This window comes from Pseudomonas sp. G7(2022), from assembly GCF_052660475.1.
In genome coordinates, this window is sequence record NZ_CP109659.1 from 1184921 (window position 1) to 1208747 (window position 23827).

Annotated in this window: 23 protein-coding genes; 10 read left to right on the plus strand and 13 right to left on the minus strand. The window is 60.2% G+C overall.

All coding sequences use genetic code 11. The features are described from left to right. Window positions 1-4 precede the first annotated feature (4 nt). The 4 genes from thrC to NE357_RS05240 all read left to right on the plus strand — a co-directional run bounded on the left by thrC (window position 5) and on the right by NE357_RS05240 (window position 3876). Entirely contained in the window at window positions 5-1414 is a 1410-nt protein-coding gene (gene thrC / locus NE357_RS05225) for a threonine synthase (protein ID WP_169429004.1), read from the plus strand. A gap of 119 nt (window positions 1415-1533) precedes the next feature. After that, entirely contained in the window at window positions 1534-2904 is a 1371-nt protein-coding gene (locus NE357_RS05230; RefSeq protein WP_169432598.1) for a transporter substrate-binding domain-containing protein, read from the plus strand. A gap of 118 nt (window positions 2905-3022) precedes the next feature. Beyond that, a complete protein-coding gene (locus tag NE357_RS05235) occupies window positions 3023-3430 on the plus strand; it encodes a DNA-binding protein (protein ID WP_169429005.1) in 408 nt (135 codons plus the stop codon). Between the two features lie 164 nt (window positions 3431-3594). Beyond that, window positions 3595-3876: a DUF3509 domain-containing protein gene (locus tag NE357_RS05240; protein WP_169429006.1), complete on the plus strand. Its 282-nt coding sequence runs from the start codon at window positions 3595-3597 to the stop codon at window positions 3874-3876. Window positions 3877-4050: 174 nt separating this feature from the next. Here the strand turns inward: NE357_RS05240 and NE357_RS05245 are convergent, their stop codons facing one another. Together NE357_RS05245 and NE357_RS05250 are read right to left on the minus strand one after the other, a co-directional pair. After that, window positions 4051-4944 carry a TIGR02285 family protein gene (locus NE357_RS05245; RefSeq protein WP_169429007.1) on the minus strand — a complete coding sequence of 298 codons (894 nt, stop codon included), beginning with the start codon at window positions 4942-4944 and terminating at the stop codon, window positions 4051-4053. Window positions 4945-4957: 13 nt separating this feature from the next. After that, window positions 4958-6157 (minus strand): CaiB/BaiF CoA transferase family protein, encoded by a 1200-nt coding sequence (locus NE357_RS05250; protein WP_169429008.1) that lies wholly within the window; start codon window positions 6155-6157, stop codon window positions 4958-4960. Window positions 6158-6303: 146 nt separating this feature from the next. Between NE357_RS05250 and NE357_RS05255 the strand changes: the two genes are divergently transcribed. The 4 genes from NE357_RS05255 (at window position 6304) to NE357_RS05270 (ending at window position 10559) form a co-directional block, all read left to right on the plus strand. Then, window positions 6304-6846 carry a YaeQ family protein gene (locus tag NE357_RS05255; RefSeq protein WP_011332624.1) on the plus strand — a complete coding sequence of 181 codons (543 nt, stop codon included), beginning with the start codon at window positions 6304-6306 and terminating at the stop codon, window positions 6844-6846. A gap of 54 nt (window positions 6847-6900) precedes the next feature. Next, window positions 6901-8610 carry a single-stranded-DNA-specific exonuclease RecJ gene (gene recJ / locus NE357_RS05260; RefSeq protein WP_169429009.1) on the plus strand — a complete coding sequence of 570 codons (1710 nt, stop codon included), beginning with the start codon at window positions 6901-6903 and terminating at the stop codon, window positions 8608-8610. A gap of 216 nt (window positions 8611-8826) precedes the next feature. Then, window positions 8827-9933 (plus strand): NADH:flavin oxidoreductase/NADH oxidase, encoded by a 1107-nt coding sequence (locus NE357_RS05265; protein WP_169429010.1) that lies wholly within the window; start codon window positions 8827-8829, stop codon window positions 9931-9933. A gap of 92 nt (window positions 9934-10025) precedes the next feature. Next, window positions 10026-10559: a GNAT family N-acetyltransferase gene (locus NE357_RS05270; RefSeq protein WP_169429011.1), complete on the plus strand. Its 534-nt coding sequence runs from the start codon at window positions 10026-10028 to the stop codon at window positions 10557-10559. 72 nt (window positions 10560-10631) lie between these two features. Here NE357_RS05270 and NE357_RS05275 read toward each other — a convergent pair whose 3' ends face one another. Continuing rightward, the gene (locus NE357_RS05275) at window positions 10632-12260 is read right to left on the minus strand and encodes a glucan biosynthesis protein D (RefSeq protein WP_169429012.1); all 1629 of its coding nucleotides are present in this window, start codon (window positions 12258-12260) and stop codon (window positions 10632-10634) included. Between the two features lie 403 nt (window positions 12261-12663). On the opposite strand from NE357_RS05275, the gene NE357_RS05280 reads away from it, so the two are divergent. Next, window positions 12664-12849 (plus strand): hypothetical protein, encoded by a 186-nt coding sequence (locus tag NE357_RS05280; protein WP_007954656.1) that lies wholly within the window; start codon window positions 12664-12666, stop codon window positions 12847-12849. A gap of 36 nt (window positions 12850-12885) precedes the next feature. Here the strand turns inward: NE357_RS05280 and NE357_RS05285 are convergent, their stop codons facing one another. From NE357_RS05285 to NE357_RS05295, 3 genes are all read right to left on the minus strand, one after another. Beyond that, window positions 12886-13176: a type II toxin-antitoxin system RelE/ParE family toxin gene (locus tag NE357_RS05285; protein ID WP_074691233.1), complete on the minus strand. Its 291-nt coding sequence runs from the start codon at window positions 13174-13176 to the stop codon at window positions 12886-12888. Further along, window positions 13154-13402, minus strand: a complete 249-nt coding sequence (locus NE357_RS05290; protein ID WP_039769579.1) for a CopG family ribbon-helix-helix protein — start codon at window positions 13400-13402, stop codon at window positions 13154-13156. Before NE357_RS05290 ends, NE357_RS05285 begins: the two co-directional genes overlap by 23 nt. 204 nt (window positions 13403-13606) lie before the next feature. After that, window positions 13607-14113 (minus strand): BRO-N domain-containing protein, encoded by a 507-nt coding sequence (locus NE357_RS05295; RefSeq protein ID WP_169429013.1) that lies wholly within the window; start codon window positions 14111-14113, stop codon window positions 13607-13609. Window positions 14114-14560: 447 nt separating this feature from the next. Between NE357_RS05295 and NE357_RS05300 the strand changes: the two genes are divergently transcribed. After that, window positions 14561-14740: a hypothetical protein gene (locus NE357_RS05300; RefSeq protein ID WP_249314378.1), complete on the plus strand. Its 180-nt coding sequence runs from the start codon at window positions 14561-14563 to the stop codon at window positions 14738-14740. Here the strand turns inward: NE357_RS05300 and NE357_RS05305 are convergent. From NE357_RS05305 to NE357_RS05335, 7 genes are all read right to left on the minus strand, one after another. After that, a complete protein-coding gene (locus NE357_RS05305) occupies window positions 14730-16214 on the minus strand; it encodes an APC family permease (RefSeq protein WP_169429015.1) in 1485 nt (494 codons plus the stop codon). The two genes, NE357_RS05300 and NE357_RS05305, sit on opposite strands and share 11 nt — an antisense overlap. A gap of 145 nt (window positions 16215-16359) precedes the next feature. Beyond that, complete coding sequence (locus NE357_RS05310; protein ID WP_169429016.1) at window positions 16360-17784, minus strand: gamma-aminobutyraldehyde dehydrogenase; 1425 nt, start codon at window positions 17782-17784, stop codon at window positions 16360-16362. 171 nt (window positions 17785-17955) lie between these two features. Further along, complete coding sequence (locus tag NE357_RS05315; RefSeq protein ID WP_102688605.1) at window positions 17956-18765, minus strand: ABC transporter permease; 810 nt, start codon at window positions 18763-18765, stop codon at window positions 17956-17958. Then, window positions 18755-19690, minus strand: a complete 936-nt coding sequence (locus tag NE357_RS05320; RefSeq protein ID WP_169429017.1) for an ABC transporter permease — start codon at window positions 19688-19690, stop codon at window positions 18755-18757. The genes NE357_RS05315 and NE357_RS05320 overlap by 11 nt, the downstream gene beginning before the upstream one ends. A gap of 1 nt (window position 19691) precedes the next feature. Further along, window positions 19692-20729, minus strand: coding sequence for an ABC transporter ATP-binding protein (locus NE357_RS05325; protein ID WP_074691239.1), 1038 nt, complete (start codon window positions 20727-20729; stop codon window positions 19692-19694). 291 nt (window positions 20730-21020) lie between these two features. After that, complete coding sequence (ydcS, locus tag NE357_RS05330; protein WP_169429018.1) at window positions 21021-22172, minus strand: putative ABC transporter substrate-binding protein YdcS; 1152 nt, start codon at window positions 22170-22172, stop codon at window positions 21021-21023. Window positions 22173-22254: 82 nt separating this feature from the next. Next, window positions 22255-23742, minus strand: a complete 1488-nt coding sequence (locus tag NE357_RS05335) for a gamma-aminobutyraldehyde dehydrogenase (protein WP_169429019.1) — start codon at window positions 23740-23742, stop codon at window positions 22255-22257. Between the last annotated feature and the right edge of the window lie 85 nt (window positions 23743-23827).

Sequence of the window (23827 nt, forward strand, 5' to 3'; positions counted from 1 at the left end):
AGTCATGCGTTACATCAGTACCCGCGGCCAGGCACCGGCCCTGAATTTCGAAGACGTCCTGCTGGCCGGTCTCGCCACCGACGGCGGTCTGTACGTCCCGGAAAACCTGCCACGTTTCACCCAGGAAGAAATCGCTTCCTGGGCCGGCCTGCCGTATCACGAGCTGGCTTTTCGCGTCATGCGCCCGTTCGTCACCGGCAGCATTCCTGACGCCGATTTCAAAAAGATTCTTGAAGAGACCTACGGTGTGTTTTCGCACAACGCCGTTGCGCCGCTGCGTCAGCTGAACGGCAACGAATGGGTGCTGGAGCTGTTCCACGGCCCGACCCTGGCGTTCAAGGACTTTGCCCTGCAACTGCTCGGCCGTCTGCTCGACTACGTGCTGGAAAAGCGCGGCGAGCGCGTGGTGATCGTCGGTGCCACCTCCGGTGACACCGGTTCGGCCGCCATCGAAGGCTGCAAGCACTGCGAAAACGTCGACATCTTCATCCTGCACCCGCACAACCGTGTGTCCGAAGTGCAGCGTCGGCAGATGACCACCATTGTCGGTGAGAACATCCACAACATTGCCATTGAAGGCAACTTCGACGACTGCCAGGAAATGGTCAAGGCCAGCTTCGCCGACCAGAGCTTCCTCAAGGGCACCCGTCTGGTTGCAGTGAACTCGATCAACTGGGCGCGGATCATGGCGCAGATCGTTTACTACTTCCACGCAGCCCTGCAATTGGGTGGCCCGGCGCGTTCGGTGTCGTTCTCTGTGCCGACCGGCAACTTCGGCGATATCTTCGCCGGCTACCTGGCGCGCAACATGGGCCTGCCGATCAATCAACTGATTGTCGCCACCAACCGCAACGACATCCTGCACCGCTTCATGAGCGGCAACCAGTACGTCAAGGAAACCCTGCACGCCACGCTGTCGCCATCGATGGACATCATGGTCTCGTCCAACTTCGAACGCCTGCTGTTCGACCTGCACGGTCGCAACGGCGCGGCGATTGCCGGTCTGATGGATTCGTTCAAACAGGGCGGCGGTTTCAGCGTCGAACAGGAACGCTGGACCGAAGCACGCAAGCTGTTCGATTCGCTGGCCGTCGACGATGCGCAAACCTGCGAAACCATCGCCGAAGTCTACGAGCAGACCGGTGAGGTGCTGGATCCACACACCGCCATCGGCGTGAAAGCCGCCCGCGAATGCCGCCGCAGCCTGGACATCCCGATGGTGATTCTGGGCACGGCGCATCCGGTCAAGTTCCCGGACGCAGTGGAGAAAGCCGGTGTAGGAAAAGCTCTCGAACTACCTGCACATCTTTCTGATTTGTTTGAGAGAGAAGAGCGCTGCACTGTGTTGCCGAACGAGCTCAAAGCCGTGCAGGCCTTTGTCAGCCAGCATGGCAACCGCGGCAAGCCTCTTTAAGCTCGCAAAGCTGTCACATTTTGAAGCCCGTCTCCTGACGGGCTTTCTTGTTTTTGCATGCCACACTGCGCGCGTTTCGCCCACGAAGGACGGGCGAGTCGATGACGAAGGATGTGGCAATGCGGTTTTTTTCAGGATTGAAACCAGCCCTGTGCTGGTTGTTTTTATTGGGGGGCTTCGGGTTGTCGCAATGGACCGAAGCAGCCCATCTGGCGAAGCATGCCGATGCGGTGGAGACGGTTCAGCTCATCGAGCTGGATGAGCGTGAGCGTCAGTGGATTCGGGATAACCCCCGGGTGACCGTCGCGTCGGTGCAATACCCGTTGTATCTGTTTCAGGACGAACATGGCCAGTGGAGCGGTTTGAACAACGATGTGCTCAAACACATCAGCGCCATGACCGGACTGCAGTTCGTCCATCAGGAGTCGTTTTCCACCGATCACATGCTGGAACGGCTCCAGAGTGGCGAGGCCGACATCAGTACGACGCTGGCAATGAACGAAGAACGCAAGGCGTTTCTGGATTTCAGTCACGCGTTCGGCGGTGCCGGCTGGGTGTTCGTCGGTCATTCGGGCGAACCGGCGATACAGTCGCTCGAAGCGCTTGCCAGGCGGGTGCTGGTGTTGCCAGCCCGCCATGCGCTGGAGGACAGCATTCGACGCGACTACCCTTTGATCCAGATCCGTTCGGTCAAGACCTATGCCGAGGCGCGGGCGCTGGTCGAGAGTGGCGAGGCCTACGCCACCATCGAGAACGAGATCGGCGCTCAGCTGTTTCCCTCCGGCCTGCTCAGGGTCGGGGGGCTCGTGGAGGGCAAGTGGGAGGCCGATCATCTGGCGGTACGCAAAGGGCTGCCTGAGCTGGTGAGCATCCTCAATAAGGCATTGGGCGCTTTCTCCGCGGCAGAGCTGCGTGCCATGCGCCTGAAATGGCTGGACGGCGTTTCTCCTGCGCCGGCACCTTCGATCGGCTCGCTCCTGATCAAGTGGGGGTGCTGGGCGATGGGCGGGCTCGGCTTGTTCGGACTATTGCCCTTGCTGTGGAACCGCCGGCTGGCGGCTGAAATAAAACAGCGACGCGCGGTCGAGCAGGATCTGGGTGATCAACTGGCCTTTCAACATGCATTGATCGATGCGATGCCTGACCCCGTGTTCGTTCGTGATCTGCAGGGCCGGTTGATCATGTCCAACCGTAGTTATGAAGATGCGCTGTCGGTCCGGCAGGAGCAGGTGAAGGGCCGGATGTTGTTCGAGTTCGATGCGCTTCCACAGGCCACGGCATTGATGCTGCACGACGAATTCATGGCGCAGCTGGGCACCCGTAAAACGCGCTTCAGCAAGCGGCAGCTGTTGTTCAAGGGCGGGCCTCGTCAGATCTATCAGTGGACGGTGCCGTTTTACAGCGCCGATGGAAAGTTGCGTGGCCTGCTCGGAGGCTGGACGGACATCACCCAGCGGCGGAAAGAGAGCGGGTGTCGATGTCTGCATTGAAGATGGGAAAAGTCCTATAAGCCGCGATTCCTTTTCTGATGGGAGGCTTAGGACGACTGCCCTAGAGTGACAGGCCACTGCGGCGTGAATCCGCGATTGTCGCTCCAGAGGTCGTCCCATGCGCTCGCTCAAGATCCTGATTCTAGAACCCAATCCGTTCCAGCTGATGGCGTTGCACCAGATGCTCAACGCCATCGGTATCTACGATGTGTTGACGGCGCCGTCGCTGGGTTCGGCAAAGCGCTCATTGGAGCGTCGCGGGGCCGTCGACATCACCCTGTGCAATCCACAATTGCAGAGCGGTGACGGGTTAGCGCTGATCCGGTATCTGGCCGACCGGCAGGACGCGCGGGCGATGATTCTGCTGGGCGCCGTGGCACCCAGTCTGCTGGAGGATCTGGAAACCTTGCTGGGCGAGCAGCGGATCACCTTGCTTGGCTGCCTGCACACGCCGGTCTCGGCGGTATTGATGAGGTCACTGCTGGATACTTACATGGCGCTTCCCCGGCACTCCGTCGACGCCTGAGCCCCTGGTTATTTTTTCTGTCATCTTCAACCTGCATGCTCCGATAGGCCGGTGACGCTCCGGGAGAGGCCGGCGGCTGGTAGAACTTTCCTCTCGGGGCGGTGGTCATTTACTGTGAATACGCCCCAGACACTGTGTTTTCGGACTATTGAGTGGAGATCGAGATGGAAAGTATCAGTCTATTGCTCGGTGAGGCTCTGAGCCCGTATCAGGTGACGTTGACCCCTCGGGGGCGCCACGGCGAATGCCTGGTGACCTTGAAGAACGGCAGCGGCGCGATCGTGGTGGAGCGAGAATTCAATCAGGCGCAATTGAACGACAAACGCCAACTCACGGATGTGGTTGACGGCTTGCACCGTGACATCCTGATTGCCGAAGGCCGGCTGGAACCCTGTGTCATCGCCGCGTTGCGAAACGCAGCCCGCGACAAGCACCCGACCCTCTGAAACTGATTTATATTTTGTGGGAACCTTCCTGCACCCAGATCAGTCAGAACCCGTAACAGCAGGAGCAAGCATTGTGCTCCGGTGCTTGTCGCTTGCTGCTACGGGTCTTTGATACAGACCACGTTTAACCCCGAGTCGTCTCCCCACTTCTCGGGGTTTCTTTTTGCCCGGATTTCACTGCGCGGCTTGTTGCTGGAAGAAAATCCGCGCCTGTTCCAGATAGTCCTGACGCCTCTCGGGGTCAAGCCAGTCGGCGTAGAGCCGGTCAAGATGCTCGTGGGGCAGGGAGCGCAACAGTTGATTGATCTCAGTGATCGCCTGTCGACCCGCCGTAGTGTCGGTACAGCCGACATGGCCGGACAGGTACTTGTCCGTGCCGCGAATCGGAAAAAACAGCAACTCGTCCTCGGCTATCTCGGCCTGCCGCGCCTGATAACGGATTTCCGGCCAGTAACCCAGGACCACCTGTAAACGCCCCAGGCGCTGCATCGACAACAGGCTGCTGAGTGCGTCGTTACCGTAATGGGGTGTCAACGCGCCATTCGGCGCCTGACGCAGCAATGCATCGATGTACTCGCCATAGCTGCGCTCGGCTACCACGCCGACTTTTCGTTTGCCGTTGGCCAGAAATGCCGACAGGTCGACTTCATCGTCGACCAGAAACGGCTCCAGCACTTCGCGATCTCTCTGACGCACCACCAGCCCATTGCTGACCGCGCGAAACGCGGGAATGGAGAAGGCGATCCACTGTGCCCGTTCCTTGTTCCAGACCAGCGACGGATCGCAGGCGAAGGGATGTTCATGCAGCATTTGAATGCCACGGGCGCGATTGACTCGCATCAAGGTGTGTTCGTATTGCGGCATGCCGGCAATCAGCATCGGCATCAATTGATCGATAACGCCCAAACCCTTTTTCGGGCCTTCGAAGATCGTCAGCGGCGGCAGGTCGCGCAGCAGCCAGATCAACGTCGGTTTGGCCTGCGCCCACGCCGGCAGCACCAGCAGGAACAGCAGGCCGAACAACCGCCAGGTCCACCAATGGTGGGCGCGGTTCGAGGCCGAGGGCATCAGGCGCTTCAGCTCAGATGGCTCCGTCTTCGCGCAGCCGGGCGATCTGCTTCTCGTCGTAGCCAAGATCGTGGAGTACCTGCGCATTGTGTTCACCGAGCTGCGGTCCGACCCATTCGGACGTGCCGGGTGTTTCAGAGAGTTTCGGCACGATGCCGGGCATCTTGAAAGGTTTGCCGTCCGGCAGTTTGGCGTGCAGGAACATTTCCCGGGCCAGGTACTGCGGATCGTTGAACATGTCTTCGGCGCTGAAGATCCGGCTGGCCGGCACTTCGGCCTGGTTCAGCAGGTCCTGCACGGTTTGCAGCGGCAGCGAATTGACCCAGCGGTCGATCACGCCGTACAGCTCGTCGCGGCGGGTGTCGCGCCCGTCATTGCTGGCCAGCGTCGGATCATTGGCCAGATCCTCACGGCCGATGATCAACATGAAACGCTTGAAGATCGCATCGCCGTTGGCGCCGATCTGCACATGTTTGCCGTCGGCGCTGGTGTGGATCGAGGAGGGCGTGATGCCCGGCATGATGTTGCCGGTGCGCTCGCGAATGAAGCCGAACACATCGAACTCCGGCACCATGCTTTCCATCATGGCGAAGATCGCTTCGTACAGTGCCACATCGACCACCTGGCCGAGGCCGCCGTTGACCTCGCGATGACGCAAAGCCATCAATGCGCCGATCACACCCCACAAAGCCGCAATCGAATCGCCGATGGAAATTCCGGTGCGCACCGGTGGCCGGTCCTCGAAACCAGTGATATAGCGCAGGCCGCCCATGGATTCGCCGACCGCGCCGAACCCAGGCTGATCCTTCATCGGCCCGGTCTGGCCGAACCCGGACAGGCGCACCATCACCAGTTTCGGATTCAGCGCATGCAGGGTTTCCCAACTCAGGCCGAGTTTTTCCAGCACGCCGGGGCGGAAGTTCTCGATCAGGATGTCGGCTTCACCCAGCAGTTTTTTCAGGATCGCCAGACCGTCGGGGTGTTTGAGGTTCAGCGTCAGGGACTTTTTGTTGCGCGCCTGGACGAACCACCACAACGAAGTGCCTTCATAGAGCTTGCGCCACTTGCGCAGCGGATCGCCGCCGTCCGGCGATTCGATCTTGATCACTTCGGCACCGAACTCGCCGCAAATGCGCGAGGCAAACGGCCCGGCAATCAAAGTACCCAATTCAATGACTTTCAGACCGCTGAGCGGTTTGTTGGCGAACGGCATGCGAGATCCTGTAGGACAAGGCTGAGCGGATACAGCGTTTTAACATAGCCGGCTGTCAGTCGCGTAAGGTTGATCGCCATCAATTCGTGGATTGCCTACAGCATCGGTTAGACTTGCCGACTTTCCTCGTATCAAGAAGCCCGTTCATGGCCCAGCCGTCCACTACCTACAAATTCGAACTGAACCTCACCGATCTCGACCGCAGCGTCTACGAGAACGTGAAGCAGACCATCGCCCGTCACCCTTCGGAAACCGAAGAGCGCATGACCGTACGCCTGTTGGCCTACGCGCTCTGGTACAACGAGCAACTGTCGTTCGGTCGTGGTCTGTCGGACGTGGACGAACCTGCGTTGTGGGAAAAGAGCCTGGACGACCGTGTCCTGCACTGGATCGAAGTCGGACAGCCTGACGCTGATCGTCTGACCTGGTGCTCCCGTCGCACCGAACGCACCAGCCTGCTGGCCTACGGCAGCCTGCGCGTCTGGGAAGGCAAGGTGATCCCGGCGATCAAAAACCTGAAGAACGTCAACATCGCCGCTGTTCCGCAGGAAGTGCTGGAAACCCTGGCCAAGGACATGCCCCGCGTCATCAAGTGGGACGTGATGATCAGCGAAGGCACGATCTTCGTCACCGACGACCGTGGCCAGCACGAAGTCCAGCTCACCTGGCTGCAAGGCGAGCGCGGTTAAGTCCGCGTTACTCCCGAAAAATCCCACGTATTCAAGAGAAGTTCCTGTCACCCCATGCGTATCGATCCTCGCCCGTTGCCTGCCACTCTGCCGTTTCTCGGTGACCTGCCACCGCTGCTGACCCGCCTGTACGCGGCGCGAGGCGTGCAGTCCGAGGCAGAGCTGGATAAGAGCCTGGCGCGGTTGATTCCGTTCCAGCAGCTCAAAGGGATCGATGCGGCGGTGGACCTGCTGGTGACGGCGCTGGAGCAGCGTCAGCGGATCCTGATTGTCGGTGACTTCGACGCCGATGGCGCGACGGCCAGCACCGTCGGCGTGCTCGGCTTGCGCCTGTTGGGCGCAGCGCACGTCGATTATCTGGTGCCTAACCGCTTCGAATACGGCTACGGTCTGACCCCGGAAATTGTCGAAGTCGCGATGACCCGCGAGCCGCAACTGTTGATCACCGTCGACAACGGTATTTCCAGCGTCGAAGGCGTTGCTGCAGCGAAACGTCACGGTTTGAAGGTCTTGATTACCGACCACCACTTGCCCGGCGATGAATTGCCGCAAGCCGATGCACTGGTCAATCCGAACCAGCCCGGTTGCGAGTTTCCGAGCAAGGCGCTGGCCGGGGTCGGGGTGATTTTCTATGTGTTGATGGCCTTGCGCGCACGCCTGCGCAGCCTCGGCTGGTACGAGAGCAAGCCTCAACCGAACATCGGCGAACTGCTGGATCTGGTGGCGCTGGGCAGCGTTGCCGACGTGGTGCCGCTGGATGCCAACAACCGGATTCTGGTGCACCAGGGCCTGGAGCGGATTCGCGCCGGACGTGCGCGGCCGGGGATCAAGGCGATCCTTGAAGTGGCCAAGCGCGAGGCTTCGCGGATTACTTCCACAGATCTTGGCTTTATCGTCGGCCCGCGCCTGAACGCGGCAGGGCGTCTGGATGACATGAGCCTGGGCATCGAATGCCTGCTGACCCACGACGCTGTGCTGGCCCGGGAAATGGCCGCGCAACTGGACGGCATGAACCAGGATCGCAAATCCATCGAACAGGGCATGCAGCGTGAGGCGCTGGCCCAGCTCAAGGACTTGCCGGTCGAGTCAATGCCGTTCGGTCTCTGCCTGTTCGACCCGGAATGGCACCAGGGTGTCATCGGCATTCTGGCGTCGCGGATGAAAGAGCGTTATTTCCGCCCGACCATCGCCTTCGCCGATGCCGGCGACGGTTTGCTCAAGGGCTCGGGGCGTTCGGTGCAGGGCTTTCATATTCGCGATGCATTGAGCGTGGTGGCAGCGCAGCATCCGGACCTGATCAGCAAGTACGGCGGCCACGCGATGGCGGCCGGTCTGACCTTGCCGCAGGAGCATTTTCCGTTGTTTGCCGAGGCTTTCGATGCCGAGGTGCGCAGGCAGCTTCGCGAAGAAGATTTGACCGGGCGTCTGCTGTCGGACGGCACGCTGGCAGTCGAGGAATTTCATCTGGAGCTGGCTCGCGCCCTGCGTCATGCCGGGCCGTGGGGCCAGCATTTTCCGGAGCCGCTGTTTCACGGCGTGTTCCAGTTGGTCGAGCAGCGCGTAGTGGGTGAGCGGCACCTCAAAGTGGTGCTGAAGACCGAGTGTGGTTCGGTAAAGCTTGATGGCATCGCCTTCGGGATTGATCGCGATATCTGGCCGAACCCGACGATCAAATGGGTCGAACTGGCCTACAAACTCGATCTCAACGAGTTTCGCGGCAATGAAACCGTGCAACTGATGATTGCCCACATCGAACCGCGTTGATCCCTTCGCGAGCAAGCGGACTTACACACACACAGAATCACTCTGAACCCTCCCTCATCCCCGGATGTCGACTAGGCTCTAAGCACTGCTTGATTGGCCTTGTGACGTCTTGTCGAATTTTTTGCCCGCGGGGGCGGGTGCTGTACCTTTTTCCTGTCACTCGTCGACTTTTCAAACAGAACCCTGGAGCCTGCCCACTGATTTGAGAGGTGCCCCATGAGTCTGCTGCTTGAACCCTTTACCCTTCGCCAACTGACCTTGCCCAACCGCATCGCCGTGTCGCCCATGTGCCAGTACTCCAGCGTCGATGGCCTGGCCAACGACTGGCATCTGGTGCACCTCGGCAGCCGTGCAGTAGGGGGCGCAGGTCTGGTCTTTACCGAAGCCACGGCGATCACGGCCGACGGGCGGATCACCGCCGAAGACCTGGGCCTGTGGAACGACGAACAGATCGCACCGCTGCAACGCATCACCCGTTTCATCAACGCACAGGGCGCAGTGGCCGGCATTCAACTGGCCCACGCCGGGCGCAAGGCCAGCACCCACCGGCCGTGGATCGGCAAACATGGCAGCGTCAAACCGGAGGACGGTGGCTGGACGCCGGTCGGGCCGTCGCCGATTGCCTTTGACCCGCAACACACGCAACCGAAACAACTGGATGAGGGGCAGATCGCTCAGGTCATTCAGGACTTCGTGGCAGCGGCCAAACGAGCGCTGACTGCCGGTTTCAGTGTGGTCGAGGTGCATGCGGCGCACGGTTATCTGCTGCATCAGTTTCTTTCGCCGCTGAGTAATCAGCGTCGTGATCAGTACGGCGGCTCGTTTGAAAACCGCATTCGTCTCGTGCTGCAAGTGACCGAGGCGGTGCGCGCGGTGTGGCCTGAGGAACTGCCGGTGTTTGTGCGTTTGTCGGCTACCGATTGGGTCGAGGACGGCTGGAATCCGGATGAAACCGTGGAGCTGGCGCGACGCCTGAAAGCCTTGGGGGCTGATTTGATCGACGTGTCTTCGGGCGGTACGGCGGTCAACGCGGAAATCCCCGTGGGGCCGGGTTATCAAACGCGTTTTGCCGAGCGGGTGCGCAAGGAGTCAGGCATCGCCACCGGCACCGTGGGAATGATTACCGAGCCGGCTCAGGCCGAGCACATCCTGAGAACCTGCCAGGCCGATATCATCTTCCTCGCCCGTGAGCTGCTGCGTGATCCGTATTGGCCATTGCATGCCGACGATGACCTGGGCGGGCGCAAAGCCGTGTGGCCGGCGCAGTATCAACGTGCGACCCATCGGGATCAGCCGATTCACGAGTCTGATCTGCGGGATTGATTCCGACCTGTCGCAACGCCTATAAAACCCGCCATTGAAACGGCGGGTTTTTTCTTGCCCGCTATCCGGAAATTGCAAAGGAATGAGCCGCAATGTTGATCGAACGAGCGCTGACTGAATCGGATTTGCCGCTGCTGGCGCTGATCGACCGCAGTGAGTTGGTTGAGGAGTGCTATCGCGTGGAAAACGGTGAGCTGGTTCTGTATCCGGCGCGTTTTGACATGCGCGGATGGCCCGAAGGGGAAGCTGAGGAAAATGCGCGGGTATTGGAAAAATGCTGGCGCAGCGGCGGGTGGCTACACGGACTTTTCGATGGTGAGACACTGGTGGCGGCAGTGGTTGTGGATAACCGGGTTATTCACAATCAGGGCCTTATGATGCGGCAGTTGAAGTTCCTGCACATCAGCCGTGCCTGGCGCGGGCAGGGATTGGGCGGGCGGTTGTTCGCCTTGGCCTGCGCCCATGGCCGGAAGATCGGCGCCGAGGCGTTGTATGTCTCGGCGACCGAGTCGCGCAATACCGTGGAGTTCTATCAGCGCCAGGGCTGCCGGTTGGTTGATCACCCGGATCCTGAGTTGTTTGATCAAGAGCCCAAAGACATTCATCTGTATTGCCCACTGACCTGACGCAGTGCCTTCAATCCGATGTTGAATATTCTGACGCTTTCGCGAGCAAGCCCGGGCAGGCGCCTCAAAACATCAAGGGTACTTGCGCTTGTCCGGCGCCGGCGGGAAGTACTGGTACAACCAGGTCTCGCTCAGCGTGCGGTCGTTGGTGCGGATGAACAGACGCAGTTCAACCGGCTCGACGCTGTCATTGGTCGGGTACCAGTCGAACAGGATCCGGTAACCCTTGATGTCATCCAGCACCAGCACGCTGAAATCCTGCACCTTGCCGTTGGAGCAGGTGACCACCGGCTCGATCCCGGTGCCCTGTGGCAGGCGATCCAGCCCTCCACCGGTGAAGTCCACAGCAAAGCGACGGGCCCAGACCGGCGGGTAATGCTCGCCCGGAGCCCAGCCTTCGACGAATCCACCCATGCCGGAACGGGTGGCATGCACTCGCGCCAGGGGCGTGCCGACCGGCGGCAAGGCGCTCCAATAGAGCTTGTAGCCGTAGTTCAGCGAGTCACCGGCAGCCACCGGTTTTTTCGGCGTCCAGAACGCAACGATGTTGTCGAGGGTTTCGCCGGTTGTAGGAATTTCCAGCAGATCGATGGAGCCTTCGCCCCACGCGGTTGTAGGTTCTACCCACAGGCTTGGGCGCTTGCTGTACCAGTCGACGGTGTCCTGGTAGTTGGCGAATTCGTGGTCGGTCTGCACCAGTCCGAAACCTTTCGGATCGGTGTCGGCGAAGGCGTTGAATTGCAGGGTTGCCGGGTTGTTCAGCGGACGGCAGATCCACTCGCCGTTGCCGCGCCACATGGCCAGGCGATCCGAGTCATGGATCTGCGGGTGGATGGTGTCGCACATCCGGCGCTCGTGGGTGCCGCAGCTGAACATGCTGGTCATCGGCGCGATGCCCAGTTGTTCGATGGCGGTACGGGCGTTGACGTGGGCGTCGACCTCCATCACCACGCGTTCGGCCTGGCAATCGATGTCGAAGCGATAGGCGCCGGTCGCGCTCGGCGAGTCGAGCAGGGCGTAGACCACGAAGCGGGTCGCGTTCTGATCCGGGGTCTCGAACCAGAATTTGGTGAAGTCAGGGAATTCTTCGCGCTTCTTGGCGTAGGTGTCGATGGCCAGACCACGGGCGGAGAGGCCATATTGGCCAGTGGCATCCACCGCACGGAAATAGCTGGCGCCGAGGAAGGACACCACGTCATGGCGATCCAGCTCCGGCGCCTTGAACAGCTTGAAGCCGGCAAAACCCAGGTCGCCCTTGAGCTGCTGGGTGTCGACCGAAGTGTTTTCATAGTTGAACAGTTGAGGGCGGAAGTGCACCTCGCGGGCTGTGCGAGTCTTGGGATCGACGCTGTACATGCGCACCGGTTGGCGGAAACCCATGCCGACGTGGAAGAACTGCACATCGAGCTGACCCTTGTTCTCTTTCCACAGCGAATGCTCGCCGTCGTAGCGGATCGCATTGAAATTCTGCGGGGTCATGGTCGCCAGGGTCGGCGGCAGCACCTGTTTGGTGTCCTGATACGCGCTGCCGGCCAGTTGTTTGGCTTGGCGCTTCAGCGTTTCGAAGTCGAAGGCCTGGGCTTCACCGTCGGCGGCACCGCCAGAGGCGGCCCAGGCGCGGGAGGCCAGCAGGCCCGTGGCCGAAAGACCGGTATAGGCCGCAATGGCCATGGACGCTTTGAGCAAATTCCTGCGGTGCATAAATACAACCTGTCGTGGACAATCCCGCGCCGTTCCTGGCACGTACTGGATCAGAAATTACGGTTCGGACAAGCCTTCGGCCAAACGCTACGGACTAGTAACAGATGCCCGCTAGCTTAATCGGTTCGCCGATTTTGCAAAAATCATTGATAGCACGGCGACAGCGTCTCAATGAAACAAGACGTTACGGTTACTTATCCCACAGCCTTTTCTGATTTACAGGGCATAACTGCTTTTTTCGACTAATTACTCTAAAAACAGCTTTTCAGCGCCGATTTAATTTCTATTCTATGGGTATCGCCGGTCACGACCCATCCGACCGGCAGGGCTCAAATCGCTGCTTAAAGGAGCAGGGCGATGCGGTTTTCGAAAATTTCTGACGTACTGGAAAAGGACATCGTCCATGACAAAAGGACAAGGCATCACCGAAATGTTGGGCATCTTTCCCTGCCTCACCAACGTCCGGCGAAGACGCCGGCTCAGTCCTGACGAACTGAAACTGGTGGAGCGTTACCGCGAGTTGTCGGAAAGCGACCGGATTGCGATGCGGTATCTGGTGGATGCGATGAGGAGTGTTTCGCGGTTCTAGGGAGGTGAACAGCCAGCCGTACTTGCTACGGCTGGTTTACCAATTTTCTGGTTGTTCTGCGCGCTGGTGCAGAATTCTCAAGACCTGGATCTGGCCATCCTCCAGGCGATATGGCGCAATGAACGGATAACGGGTCAGCACCAGTTCACGTATATCCGGTACGACTGAAGGCCGGCCTGAACCCGGAAATTGCTTCAATTGATCAAACGCTCCAAGAATGGAGTTCACGACACCAAACGCTGGATTGGCACCCAAGATGCCTTGGTAATACTCAAAAATTGTTTCGAGATCGTTTTCAGCTCGTTCAGTCAGTACTACGTTCGGCACGTTTTGCCCACTTAGCCTTCACGGCATCCAGATCGGTAAGATTTCCAGCATCGGCATCAGCAATCCCCTCGCTGATGGCTTGCAGATGCCAAGACTCCGCTTCCACATATCTAACCAACGCACGCTTGAGATGGTACTGGCGGTCTCGGTCAGTGGCCGCGGCCAATTGATCCAATTGTTGAGCGAGCAATTCTTCGACGCGGAAGGATAAAACGGGCGAGGCCATGGAAGATCTCCTGCGTGTGTATACGCTGTAAACGACGTAGACACCCTAGGCCGCAATAACATCGGCGTCAACCAGTCAGAGTGCGAGGTTGAGGAAAACTCTAGTGGACTTGAACGAGGCTGGAAGACGGGATGTGTTGCTAAATGCTTGGTTGATGCCCCGGCGACCTAATCGCCGCTGGGGCAAATCCACTGGCTTTCAGAGTCAGCCGCAAGAGCGAGGCGCTGGATACGGCTGCTGTACTTGCACCAATTCAGGCACATCACGCCATTTCACCCAAGCCTGTTGTTGCCAGTGGAGCAGCGGCACGGTGACGCCCGCCCAATGCATCGAGCTCAGGCTCGGACAGTTTTCCGCTATTGCTGAGCTGGTTTCCCGCAGGATGGGAATGACTTCATTACTCAGCCATTGGCGCAGGTTGCGGTTTTCCGGGATGAAATGGTGAACCAGCAGCGCATACATGCCGGATTCACTGACCATCGGCGTATCGACAACTTTGCCGTACTTGCGCAGCCGGACGGTGCGGCGTTGGTCAGGGTCGAGTTTGAGCGTGACGCGTAGGTTCAAGGGATGGCCCATCATGCGGCCGAGATCCTGTGCGCAGAACCAGGCTTGATGATCGAGCAGGAGGGCGTGGAGGAAGCGGTTGTGGCGGGTGAAGACGGTGGGAGTGAAATATTCAGTCTTCGGATTGTGAGTAGGTGCTGGCATGAGATGACTTCCGTTTCGAGTAGGAAAGTCGCCACCAACTCTTCGAAAAGTTGGGTGGCGAACCGAGTGGCGTTCGAAGTCGGGTTACTTCCTGTCGAAACGGAAAAGCCGGAAGGCCCGCGCCACACGGCCCGCCATAACGCAGAACTGAAGTTGCAAAGCAGCCGCAGTTCAATGGGGGCACGCAAGCACCGTTTTGACAGATTTCCGGCTTCGACCCCGGGCCGCTGATTGGGCAGCGACGGGATAAAGCCTATCGGTCAGGCGCTAGCGGCGCCAAGTCTACTCTGCCGACGGATGTTGTAGGAATTGCAGCTATTTCAAGAAGGGCGGATCTGTAGGAGTTTCCTGTATTTGCCGTGAGCTTACGAAAGCTCCACTTCTCCCCGTGAATTTCCTATATCTATGCACCTGAAAGCGATTACTGCGGTGACGTGGAGCAGACCATTGAACAAACACAGCAAGGACAGCCGTCCGAAAGATCCTGAAGATTGTTTCGACAAGGTGCGCGGAAAAGCGGATATCAAATGGGGTACCGACGATTTGATGGTTTTGCTTCGCGGAGACGATGCCGATCAAGCCCCGGAATCAAACAACGATTCCGGGGCTATTCGTATCAGCGACTAACTTTCCACGCATCCCCAGCCGGCGCCTTCCCATGGTCATACGGCTTGCCAATCCACATGTAAACCAGCCCCAGACCAATCACGATCGCCGTACTCAGCACCATCGCGTAGTTGATGTACCACGCCGCATCGGGTGTGCGTGGCCAGGCCATGTTGATGATTGCGCCGACGCCGTACACCAGCGCGCCGATGTTCACCGGCCAGCCCCAGGCGCCGAGGGTGAATTTGCCGTTCGGTTTCCAGCCTTTGCTGCGGGCGTACAGGGCGGCGAGGACGATCATCTGGAATGCGAGGTAGATGCCGATGGCGGCGAAGCTGACGATGGTCGCTACGGCGTCTTGCAGGAAGAAGCCGAGGGCGATGATCAGGCCGGGCAGGACGCCGGACACGAACAGCGCGGCAACTGGAACCTGGGTCGTAGGAGAAATCTTTTTCAGCAGTCGGCTGCCGATCACCATTTCATCGCGGGCGTAGGAATACAGCAGACGACTCGCCGCCGCTTGCAGGCTGATGACGCAGGAGATGAAGGAAATCATTACCACGCCCATCACCACTTTCGAACCGATCGGACCGAAGGCGTTGTTGAGGATGGTGGTGACCGGGTCCTTGTCGGTGCCGTTGATCACCGCCTGCATGTCCGGCACGGCAAGGATCAGCGCGAGGCAGGCGAACATCGCCGCGATGCCGCCGATGTAGATGGTCATGCGCATGGCCACCGGGATTTTTGCGCTCGGATTCGGGGTTTCTTCGGCCACGTCGCCGCAGGCTTCGAAGCCGTAGTAGAGAAACATCCCGGCCAGCGACGCAGTGAGGAAGGCCGGCAGGTAGGAGCCGTCGACGCTGATGTCGAAAGTGTTGAACAGCACACTGATCGGCTGGTGACGCTCGAAAATCAGCAGGTACACGCCGACGATTACCGCGCCCACCAGTTCGCAGAGAAAGCCGAACATGGCGATCCGCGCCAGCATTTTGGTGCCGCTGAGGTTCACCAGTGTGGCGAACAGCGTCAGCACCAGGGCGATGACGATATTGGTGTTGTTACTCGGCTCAAAACCCAACATGGCCGCGAGGTACGGGCCGGCGCCGACCGCCACGGCGGCGATGGTCACGCACAGGGCGATGGAGTAGATCCAGCCGACCATCCACGCCCATTTCTTGCCCACCAAGCGACGTGCCCAAGGATAAACACCACCGGAAATCGGGAACTGCGACACCACTTCGCCGAAGATCAGGCACACCAGCAATTGCCCGCAGCCGACCAGCAAATAGGCCCAGAACATCGGAGGCCCGCCGGCGGCCAGGCACAGGCCGAACAGGGTATAAACCCCTACGACCGGTGACAGATACGTGAAGCCCAACGCGAAGTTTTCCCACAGGCTCATGCTGCGGTTGAAGTTGGAGGTGTAGCCCAGTCGTCGCAGTTGTTCGGCATCGCTGTCGGCAATGACGGCAGAGAGATCGGGTGATGCACTCATTGTGTGTTTGCTCCGTGAAATCGGCAGATTTCGGATGGCCGAAACCGTGGCGGGGCTTGGTGAGCGCCGCCCGGATCGGTAGTTATTGTTTTGAATGCCTGGTATTGCGGATGACCGGTTTCTGCCTTGAAGCCGGGGGATGCTTTTAGTGTTTGAACATCACATGCCGAACCGTGGTGTAGTCCTCTAGCCCATACATGGACATATCCTTGCCGTAGCCGGACAGTTTCTGACCGCCGTGGGGCATTTCGCTGACAAGCATGAAGTGCGTGTTCACCCAGGTGCAGCCGTACTGCAACCGCGCGGACAGTCGATGCGCACGTCCTACATCCGCCGTCCACACCGAGGACGCCAGGCCGTAGTCCGAATCGTTGGCCCACTCCAGCGCCTGAGCCTCATCGGTGAATTTGGTCACCGACACCACCGGCCCGAACACTTCGCGGCGGACGATTTCGTCGTCCTGCTGGGCGTCGGCCAGAACGGTCGGCTCGAAGAAGAAACCGTTGCCGTCGACAGCCTTGCCGCCAGTGATCAAGCGAATGTGCGGTTGCGCCACGGCGCGTTCGACAAACCCGGCCACCCGGTCGCGATGCTGGGCGGTGATCAGCGGCCCCAGTTCGGTCGACGGATCATCCTGCAAGCCGTACTTGATGCTGCTGACCGCTGCGCCAAGTTTCTCCACGAACTTGTCGTAGATGCCTTGCTGGGCGTAGATCCGGCACGCCGCGGTGCAGTCCTGGCCAGCGTTGTAGAAGCCGAAGGTGCGAATGCCTTCGACCGCCGCATCAATGTCGGCGTCGTCGAAGATGATCACCGGCGCCTTGCCGCCCAATTCCATGTGCATGCGTTTGACGCTGTCGGCGGTGCTGGAAATGATGTTCGAACCGGTGGCGATGGAGCCGGTCAGCGACACCATGCGCACTTTCGGATGGGTCACCAGCGGACTGCCCACGCTCGGCCCACGCCCGAACACCAGATTGAGTACGCCGGCCGGGAAAATATCCGACGCCAGTTCAGCCAGACGCAACGCGGTCAGCGGGGTTTGTTCTGACGGCTTGAGCACCACGGTATTGCCGGCGGCGAGGGCCGGGGCGATTTTCCAGGCGACCATCATCAGCGGGTAGTTCCACGGCGCGATGGAGGCGATCACGCCCACCGGGTCGCGGCGGATCATCGAGGTGTGGCCGGGCAAGTATTCGCCACCGGCCGAACCACTCATGCAACGGCTGGCACCGGCGAAGAAACGGAACACGTCGGCAATCGCTGGGATCTCGTCGTTCAGCGCAGCGCTGTAGGGTTTGCCGCAGTTGTCCGATTCCAGTTTGGCCAGTTCTTCGCCGTGGGCTTCGATGGCGTCGGCGAGTTTGAGCAGCAACAGCGAACGGTCTTTCGGCGTGGTCTGCGACCATTCGGCGAAGGCACTGTCGGCGGCGCGCACGGCGGCATCGACCTGGGCTTCGGTGGCTTCGTTGATTTCCACCAGCACGTCACCGCGCGCCGGGTTGAGCACCGGTTGCGCCGGGCCTTCGCCGTTGACCAGTTGGCCGTTGATCAAGAGTTTGGTTTGCATTTGATTGTCCTCTTCGAAGCAATTGTTATTTTTCTGAAGAAACCGGGTTCCATTGTGGGAGCGGGCTTGCTCGCGAAAGCGGTGGGTCAGCCGACATCAATGCTGAATTTGATTGCCTCTTCGCGAGCAAGCCCGCTCCCACATTTCGATCCGGTTTCTTCAGTTATTCGGTTACTTCCCACCGCTGCCGGCCACGCTCTCGCCACCCCGGGTCAGGTAGTAGGCGCCGAGGATCGGCAGCATGGTCACCAGCATCACGAGCATCGCCACGACGTTGGTCACCGGCACGTCCCGTGGGCGGCTCAACTGGTTGAGCAACCACAGCGGCAAGGTGCGTTCATGGCCGGCGGTGAAGGTGGTGACGATGATTTCGTCGAACGACAGCGCGAACGCGAGCATGCCGCCGGCGAGCAACGCCGAGCCGAGGTTCGGCAGGATGATGTAGCGGAAGGTCTGCCAGCCGTCGGCGCCGAGATCCATCGACGCCTCGATCAGGCTGTGCGAGGTGCGGCGCAAACGGGCGATGACATTGTTGTAGACGATCACCACGCAGAAGGTCGCGTGGCCGACGATGATGGTGAACATCCCAGGCTCAATGCCCAGCGTCTTGAAGGTCGCCAGCAGCGCGATCCCGGTGATGATCCCCGGCAGCGCGATGGGCAGGATCAGCATCAGCGAAATGCCCTGTTTGCCGAAGAAGTCCCGGCGATAGAGCGCAGCGGAAGCGAGGGTGCCGAGCACCATCGCGATCAGCGTGGCGATGGCCGCGATCTGCAACGACAGCTTGATCGCTTCCAGCACGTCCGGCCGGGAAAACGCCACGCTGAACCAGTGCAGGGTGAAGCCCTTCGGTGGAAAGCTGAACGCCGCGTCTTCGGTGTTGAAGGCGTAGAGGAAGATGATCAGGATCGGGAAGTGCAGAAACACCAACCCGCCCCAGGCTGCGATACGCAAGCCCAATGAAGCGCGCTCAGAGTGCATCGAAGGCCCCCAGTCGTTTGACGATGGACAGGTAAATGGCGATCAGCACGATCGGCACCAGCGTGAACGCCGCAGCCATCGGCATGTTGCCGATTGCGCCTTGCTGCGCGTAAACCATGCTGCCGACGAAGTAGCCCGGCGGGCCCACCAGTTGCGGCACGATGAAGTCGCCCAAGGTCAGCGAAAACGTGAAGATGGAACCTGCGGCAATCCCCGGCACCGACAGCGGCAGAATCACCTGCATGAAGGTCTGGCGCGGCTTGGCCCCGAGGTCGGCGGAGGCTTGCAGCAACGATGGCGGCAGACGCTCCAGCGAGGCCTGGATCGGCAGGATCATGAACGGCAGCCAGATGTAGACAAACACCATGAACCGGCCCAGATGCGAGGTCGACAAGGTGCTGCCGCCGACCCCGGGAATCCCCAGAATGAACTGCAGCACCGGCTCCAGCCCCAGGTGCTGAACGAACCACTGCGCCACGCCGCCCTTGGCCAGCAGCAGCGTCCAGGCGTAGGCCTTGACGATGTAACTGGCCCACATCGGCATCATCACCGCGATGTAGAAAAACGCCTTGGTCTTGCCGGTGGTGTAGCGCGCCATGTAGTAGGCAATCGGGAACGCGACGATGGCGCTGGCGATCGACACCACGATGGCCATGCTCAGGGTGCGCAGGATGATGTCGAAATTCGATGGCTGAAACAGCGCGGCGAAATTGGCCAGGGTCAGGTCCGGCGTGACCGCCATGGTGAAGTCGTCGAAGGTGTAGAAACCTTGCCACAACAGCACCAGCAATGAGCCCAGATAAATCGCGCCGAACCACAACAATGGCGGCACCAGCAGCATCGACAGGTACAGGTTCGGCTTGCGATACAGCAGGTTGGAAAACCTGCGCAACGGCGCCGATTGAGGGAGGGCGAGGGTGGTCATGTCACACCCCGCTCGCAACGGTGTCGTGCAACGGAATCATCGCTTCCCGCGCCCAGCGTGCGCTGATTCGCTGACCGGTCTGGTGCTGCGCGCTGCTGTCGATCCATTGATTGTTGGCCTGGCTGATGCTCAGGGTCTGGCCGTTTTCCAGGGTCAGTTCATAGCGCGTGGCGCTGCCCTGATATTGAATGTCGTGAAGCAGGCCGCTGACTTCGATCTCGTGACTGGCCAGCGGGCCTTCGGCGAAACGCACGTGTTCCGGGCGGATCGAAAACGGCTGCGGATGACCGCTGAGCTGACGCGCCAGATCGCCGCGAATCACGTTCGAAGTGCCGACGAATTCGGCGACGAAGGTGGTGGTGGGTTTCATGTACAGATTGCGCGGGGTGTCGACCTGCTCGATGCGCCCCTTGTTGAAAACGGCCACGCGGTCGGACATCGATAGCGCTTCAGTCTGGTCGTGGGTGACGAAGATGAAGGTGATGCCGAGCTGGCGTTGCAGCTTCTTCAGCTCGCTTTGCATCTGTTCGCGCAGCTTCAGGTCGAGGGCGCCCAACGGTTCGTCGAGCAACAGCACTCGTGGGCGATTGACCAAAGCGCGGGCGAGGGCGACACGTTGGCGCTGACCGCCGGACAATTGCACCGGTTTACGGGCGCCGTAACCGCCGAGGGCGACCATGTCCAAGGCTTCTTCGGCGCGTTTGTGGCGTTCGGTTTTGTTTACGCCTTTGACTTTCAAACCGTACGCGACGTTGTCCAGCACGTTCATGTGCGGGAACAGCGCGTAATCCTGAAACACGGTGTTGACGTCGCGTTGATAGGGCGGCAGACCGGCGGCTTCGGCACCGTGAATGCGGATCGAGCCCGCGCTCGGTTGCTCAAACCCGGCGATCAGGCGCAGGCACGTGGTCTTGCCCGAACCGGAGGGGCCGAGCATGGAAAAGAACTCGCCGTCCTGGATATCGATGGAAACCCGGTCAACGGCCTTCACCTCGCCGAACTGCCGGGAAACGTTGGTGAACTGGACTGCAAGCGTCATGGTGCGGTGCTCCGAAAAGGCGAGGGCCGTCGCAGCGGCCCTGCCTGGACTTCTGAAAAAACTGGATCGTTTGGCGGTGTATGCGATGTTTTTTGGCTAACTCATCTGGTCGATACGCCGCGATCTGCTTTTAGCGCCCTCTCCCTCCGGGAGAGGGCGGGGGGTGAGGGCAGCGGTTTCGCTGAATCAAGACAACGTCAAAAACCACCCCTCACCCCAGCCCTCCCGAAACGTCGGACCGCCCCCAAGGGGGAGAGGGGGAAAGGGAGCTCGACCGAGGTGAATTCGAGATCAGCGACCGCCCATAATCGCAATGTAGTCCTGCGTCCACCGGCTATACGGCACAAACTTCCCACCCTCAGCCTGCGGGGTTTTCCAGAAAGCGATCTTGTCGAACTGATCAAACCCGTTGGTCTTGCAGCCTTCAGCTCCGAGCAATTCACTGCCCTGGCAAGCCGCCGGAACCGCCGGCAACGAGCCGAACCAGGCCGCCACGTCACCCTGGACTTTCGGCTGCAGCGACCAGTCCATCCACTTGTACGCGCAGTTCGGGTGCTTGGCCTCGGCGTGCAGCATGGTGGTGTCGGCCCAACCGGTGGCGCCTTCTTTCGGCACGGTCGAAGCAATCGGTTGTTTCTCGTTGATCAGGCCGTTGACCTGATACGGCCAGGCGCTGGACGCGACCACCCCTTCGTTCTTGAAGTCGCTCATCTGCACGGTGGTGTCGTGCCAGTAGCGGTGGATCAACTTCTGCTGGGCGCGCAACAGTTCCAGCACCGCCTTGTACTGATCTTCAGTGAGTTGGTACGGATCCTTGATCCCCAGCTCAGGCTTGGTGGACTTCAGATAGAGCGCCGCATCGGCGATGTAGATCGGGCCGTCGTAGGCCTGCACGCGGCCCTTGTTCGGCTTGCCGTCAGGCAGGTTCTGCGCGTCGAACACCACGCTCCAGCTGGTCGGCGCGGTCTTGAACACGTTGGTGTTGTACATCAGCACGTTCGGGCCCCACTGGTAGGGGGTGCCGTAGGTTTGCTTGTTGACCACGTACCACGGCGCGTCTTTCAGGCGCGGGTCGAGGGTTTTCCAGTTCGGGATCAACGCGGTGTTGATCGGTTGCACACGCTTGCCGACGATCAACCGCAGCGAGGCATCGCCCGACGCCGTCACCAGGTCGTAGCCGCCCTTGGCCATCAGGCTGACCATTTCGTCGGAGGTAGCGGCGGTTTTCACATTCACCTTGCAGCCGGTTTCCTTCTCGAAACCGGTCACCCAGTCGTAGGCCTTATCGCTTTCACCGCGTTCGATGTAGCCGGGCCAGGCGACGATATCCAGCTGGCCTTCGCCGGCGCCGACGGCTTTCAGCGGCTCGGCGGCTTGCAGGCTGGCGCTGGCCAGCAGGGCCGTGGTGATTGCACTGAGCAGTGCGGTCTTGTGCACGAACATGGTGAACCCTCTTCTTTAAATTATGGTCGGGGCAGTTGTGAACGCGGTGAAGCATGCCGTGGTCGGCTTGTTATTAGCGTAGTCAGAGATGCTGGCCGTGGCGGGCCATGATGTGCCGCACCACGCTGTAGTCCTGTAGCGAATCGCTGGATAAGTCTTTGCCGTAACCGGAGCGTTTCAGCCCGCCGTGGGGCATTTCGCTGACCAGCATGAAATGGCTGTTGATCCAGGTGCAGCCGTATTGCAGCCGTGCGGCGACCTGCATCGCCTTGTCCAGGTTCTGGGTCCAGACCGACGAGGCGAGGCCGTATTCGGAGTCATTGGCCCAGTCCACTGCCTGCGCGAGTTCATCGAAGCGGGTCACGGTGACCACCGGGCCGAACACTTCGCGCTGGACGATTTCATCGCTCTGTTTGCAACCGGCCAGCAGCGTTGGCTGATAGAAGAACCCGGCGCCGGAGTGCACCGCTGCACCGGTCACCCGCTCGATGTGCGGCTGACCGAGGGCGCGTTCGACGAAACTGGCCACGCGGTCGCGCTGACGGGTGCTGATCAGCGGGCCGATCTCGTTGTCGGCGTCGCGTTTGCCGGCGAAGCGCAGGCTGCTGACCGCCGCACCGAGCTCGGCGACCAATTTGTCGTGAATCCCGGCCTGGGCGTAGATCCGGCAAGCCGCCGTGCAGTCCTGCCCGGCGTTGTAATAGCCATAAGTGCGCACGCCTTCGACCACGGCTTTGAGATCGGCATCGTTGCAGACGATCACCGGGGCCTTGCCGCCGAGTTCAAGGTGCGTGCGTTTGAGGGTTTTGGCGGCGGCCTGGAGGATTTTCTGGCCGGTGACGATATCGCCGGTCAGCGACACCATGCGCACTTTCGGATGCCCGACCAAGTGACTGCCAACGCCTTCACCGCCACCGCAGACGATGTTGATCACCCCACGCGGCAGGATCTCGGCCAGCGCTGGCGCCAGCGCCAGAATCGACAGCGGCGTGTGTTCGGACGGTTTGAACACCAGCGTATTGCCGGCAGCGAGGGCCGGGGCGATCTTCCACGCGGCCATCATGATCGGGTAGTTCCACGGCGCAATCGACGCGACGACGCCAATCGGATCGCGACGCACCATGCTGGTGTAGCCCGGCACGTATTCGCCGCTGAGTTGACCGGTCTGGCAACGCACGGCGCCGGCAAAGAAACGAAACACATCGACGGTGGCGGTCAAATCGTCCTGCCGCGCCAGGTGCAGCGGCTTGCCGCAGTTCAAGGCTTCGAGGCGGGCGAGGTGATCGGCGTGTTTTTCGACGGCGTTGGCGATTTCCAGCAGGAAATTCGAGCGTTGTTGCGGGGTGGTGCGCGACCACTCGGCAAAGGCGCGGTGGGCGGCGAGGATGGCGGCTTCGACTTGCTCGGTGCTGGCTTCGGCAATCTGGGTCAGGACTTCGCCGGTGGCCGGGTTGAGGATCGGTTCGACAAAACCCTGGCCTGCGACCAGTTCGCCGTCGATCAGCAACGCGGTGTGCATGGGGGTCTGCGCGCCAGCCATTTTCCGGGATCTCTTTTCTTGTGTGGTCATCTTTGCTCCCGTGGATCCGGGAGCCGACCGTCTTATCGATGCAGCAAGACTAGTGCGCGGCTCCGGGGTCGACAAATTCTAAATA

Bases quoted from the DNA above. Each gene is read 5' to 3' on its own strand.
- NE357_RS05255 (WP_011332624.1), top strand. From the start codon at position 6,304: ATGGCCCAGCCGTCCACTACCTACAAATTCGAACTGAACCTCACCGAT.
- ydcS (WP_169429018.1), bottom strand. From the start codon at position 22,172: ATGTTCGTGCACAAGACCGCACTGCTCAGTGCAATCACCACGGCCCTG.
- NE357_RS05305 (WP_169429015.1), bottom strand. From the start codon at position 16,214: ATGAGTGCATCACCCGATCTCTCTGCCGTCATTGCCGACAGCGATGCC.
- NE357_RS05240 (WP_169429006.1), top strand. From the start codon at position 3,595: ATGGAAAGTATCAGTCTATTGCTCGGTGAGGCTCTGAGCCCGTATCAG.
- NE357_RS05320 (WP_169429017.1), bottom strand. From the start codon at position 19,690: ATGACCACCCTCGCCCTCCCTCAATCGGCGCCGTTGCGCAGGTTTTCC.
- recJ (WP_169429009.1), top strand. From the start codon at position 6,901: ATGCGTATCGATCCTCGCCCGTTGCCTGCCACTCTGCCGTTTCTCGGT.
- NE357_RS05275 (WP_169429012.1), bottom strand. From the start codon at position 12,260: ATGCACCGCAGGAATTTGCTCAAAGCGTCCATGGCCATTGCGGCCTAT.
- NE357_RS05265 (WP_169429010.1), top strand. From the start codon at position 8,827: ATGAGTCTGCTGCTTGAACCCTTTACCCTTCGCCAACTGACCTTGCCC.
- NE357_RS05250 (WP_169429008.1), bottom strand. From the start codon at position 6,157: ATGCCGTTCGCCAACAAACCGCTCAGCGGTCTGAAAGTCATTGAATTG.
- NE357_RS05295 (WP_169429013.1), bottom strand. From the start codon at position 14,113: ATGCCAGCACCTACTCACAATCCGAAGACTGAATATTTCACTCCCACC.
- NE357_RS05245 (WP_169429007.1), bottom strand. From the start codon at position 4,944: ATGCCCTCGGCCTCGAACCGCGCCCACCATTGGTGGACCTGGCGGTTG.
- NE357_RS05280 (WP_007954656.1), top strand. From the start codon at position 12,664: ATGACAAAAGGACAAGGCATCACCGAAATGTTGGGCATCTTTCCCTGC.
- NE357_RS05230 (WP_169432598.1), top strand. From the start codon at position 1,534: ATGCGGTTTTTTTCAGGATTGAAACCAGCCCTGTGCTGGTTGTTTTTA.
- NE357_RS05325 (WP_074691239.1), bottom strand. From the start codon at position 20,729: ATGACGCTTGCAGTCCAGTTCACCAACGTTTCCCGGCAGTTCGGCGAG.
- NE357_RS05335 (WP_169429019.1), bottom strand. From the start codon at position 23,742: ATGACCACACAAGAAAAGAGATCCCGGAAAATGGCTGGCGCGCAGACC.
- NE357_RS05315 (WP_102688605.1), bottom strand. From the start codon at position 18,765: ATGCACTCTGAGCGCGCTTCATTGGGCTTGCGTATCGCAGCCTGGGGC.
- NE357_RS05290 (WP_039769579.1), bottom strand. From the start codon at position 13,402: ATGGCCTCGCCCGTTTTATCCTTCCGCGTCGAAGAATTGCTCGCTCAA.
- NE357_RS05235 (WP_169429005.1), top strand. From the start codon at position 3,023: ATGCGCTCGCTCAAGATCCTGATTCTAGAACCCAATCCGTTCCAGCTG.
- NE357_RS05310 (WP_169429016.1), bottom strand. From the start codon at position 17,784: ATGCAAACCAAACTCTTGATCAACGGCCAACTGGTCAACGGCGAAGGC.
- NE357_RS05270 (WP_169429011.1), top strand. From the start codon at position 10,026: ATGTTGATCGAACGAGCGCTGACTGAATCGGATTTGCCGCTGCTGGCG.
- thrC (WP_169429004.1), top strand. From the start codon at position 5: ATGCGTTACATCAGTACCCGCGGCCAGGCACCGGCCCTGAATTTCGAA.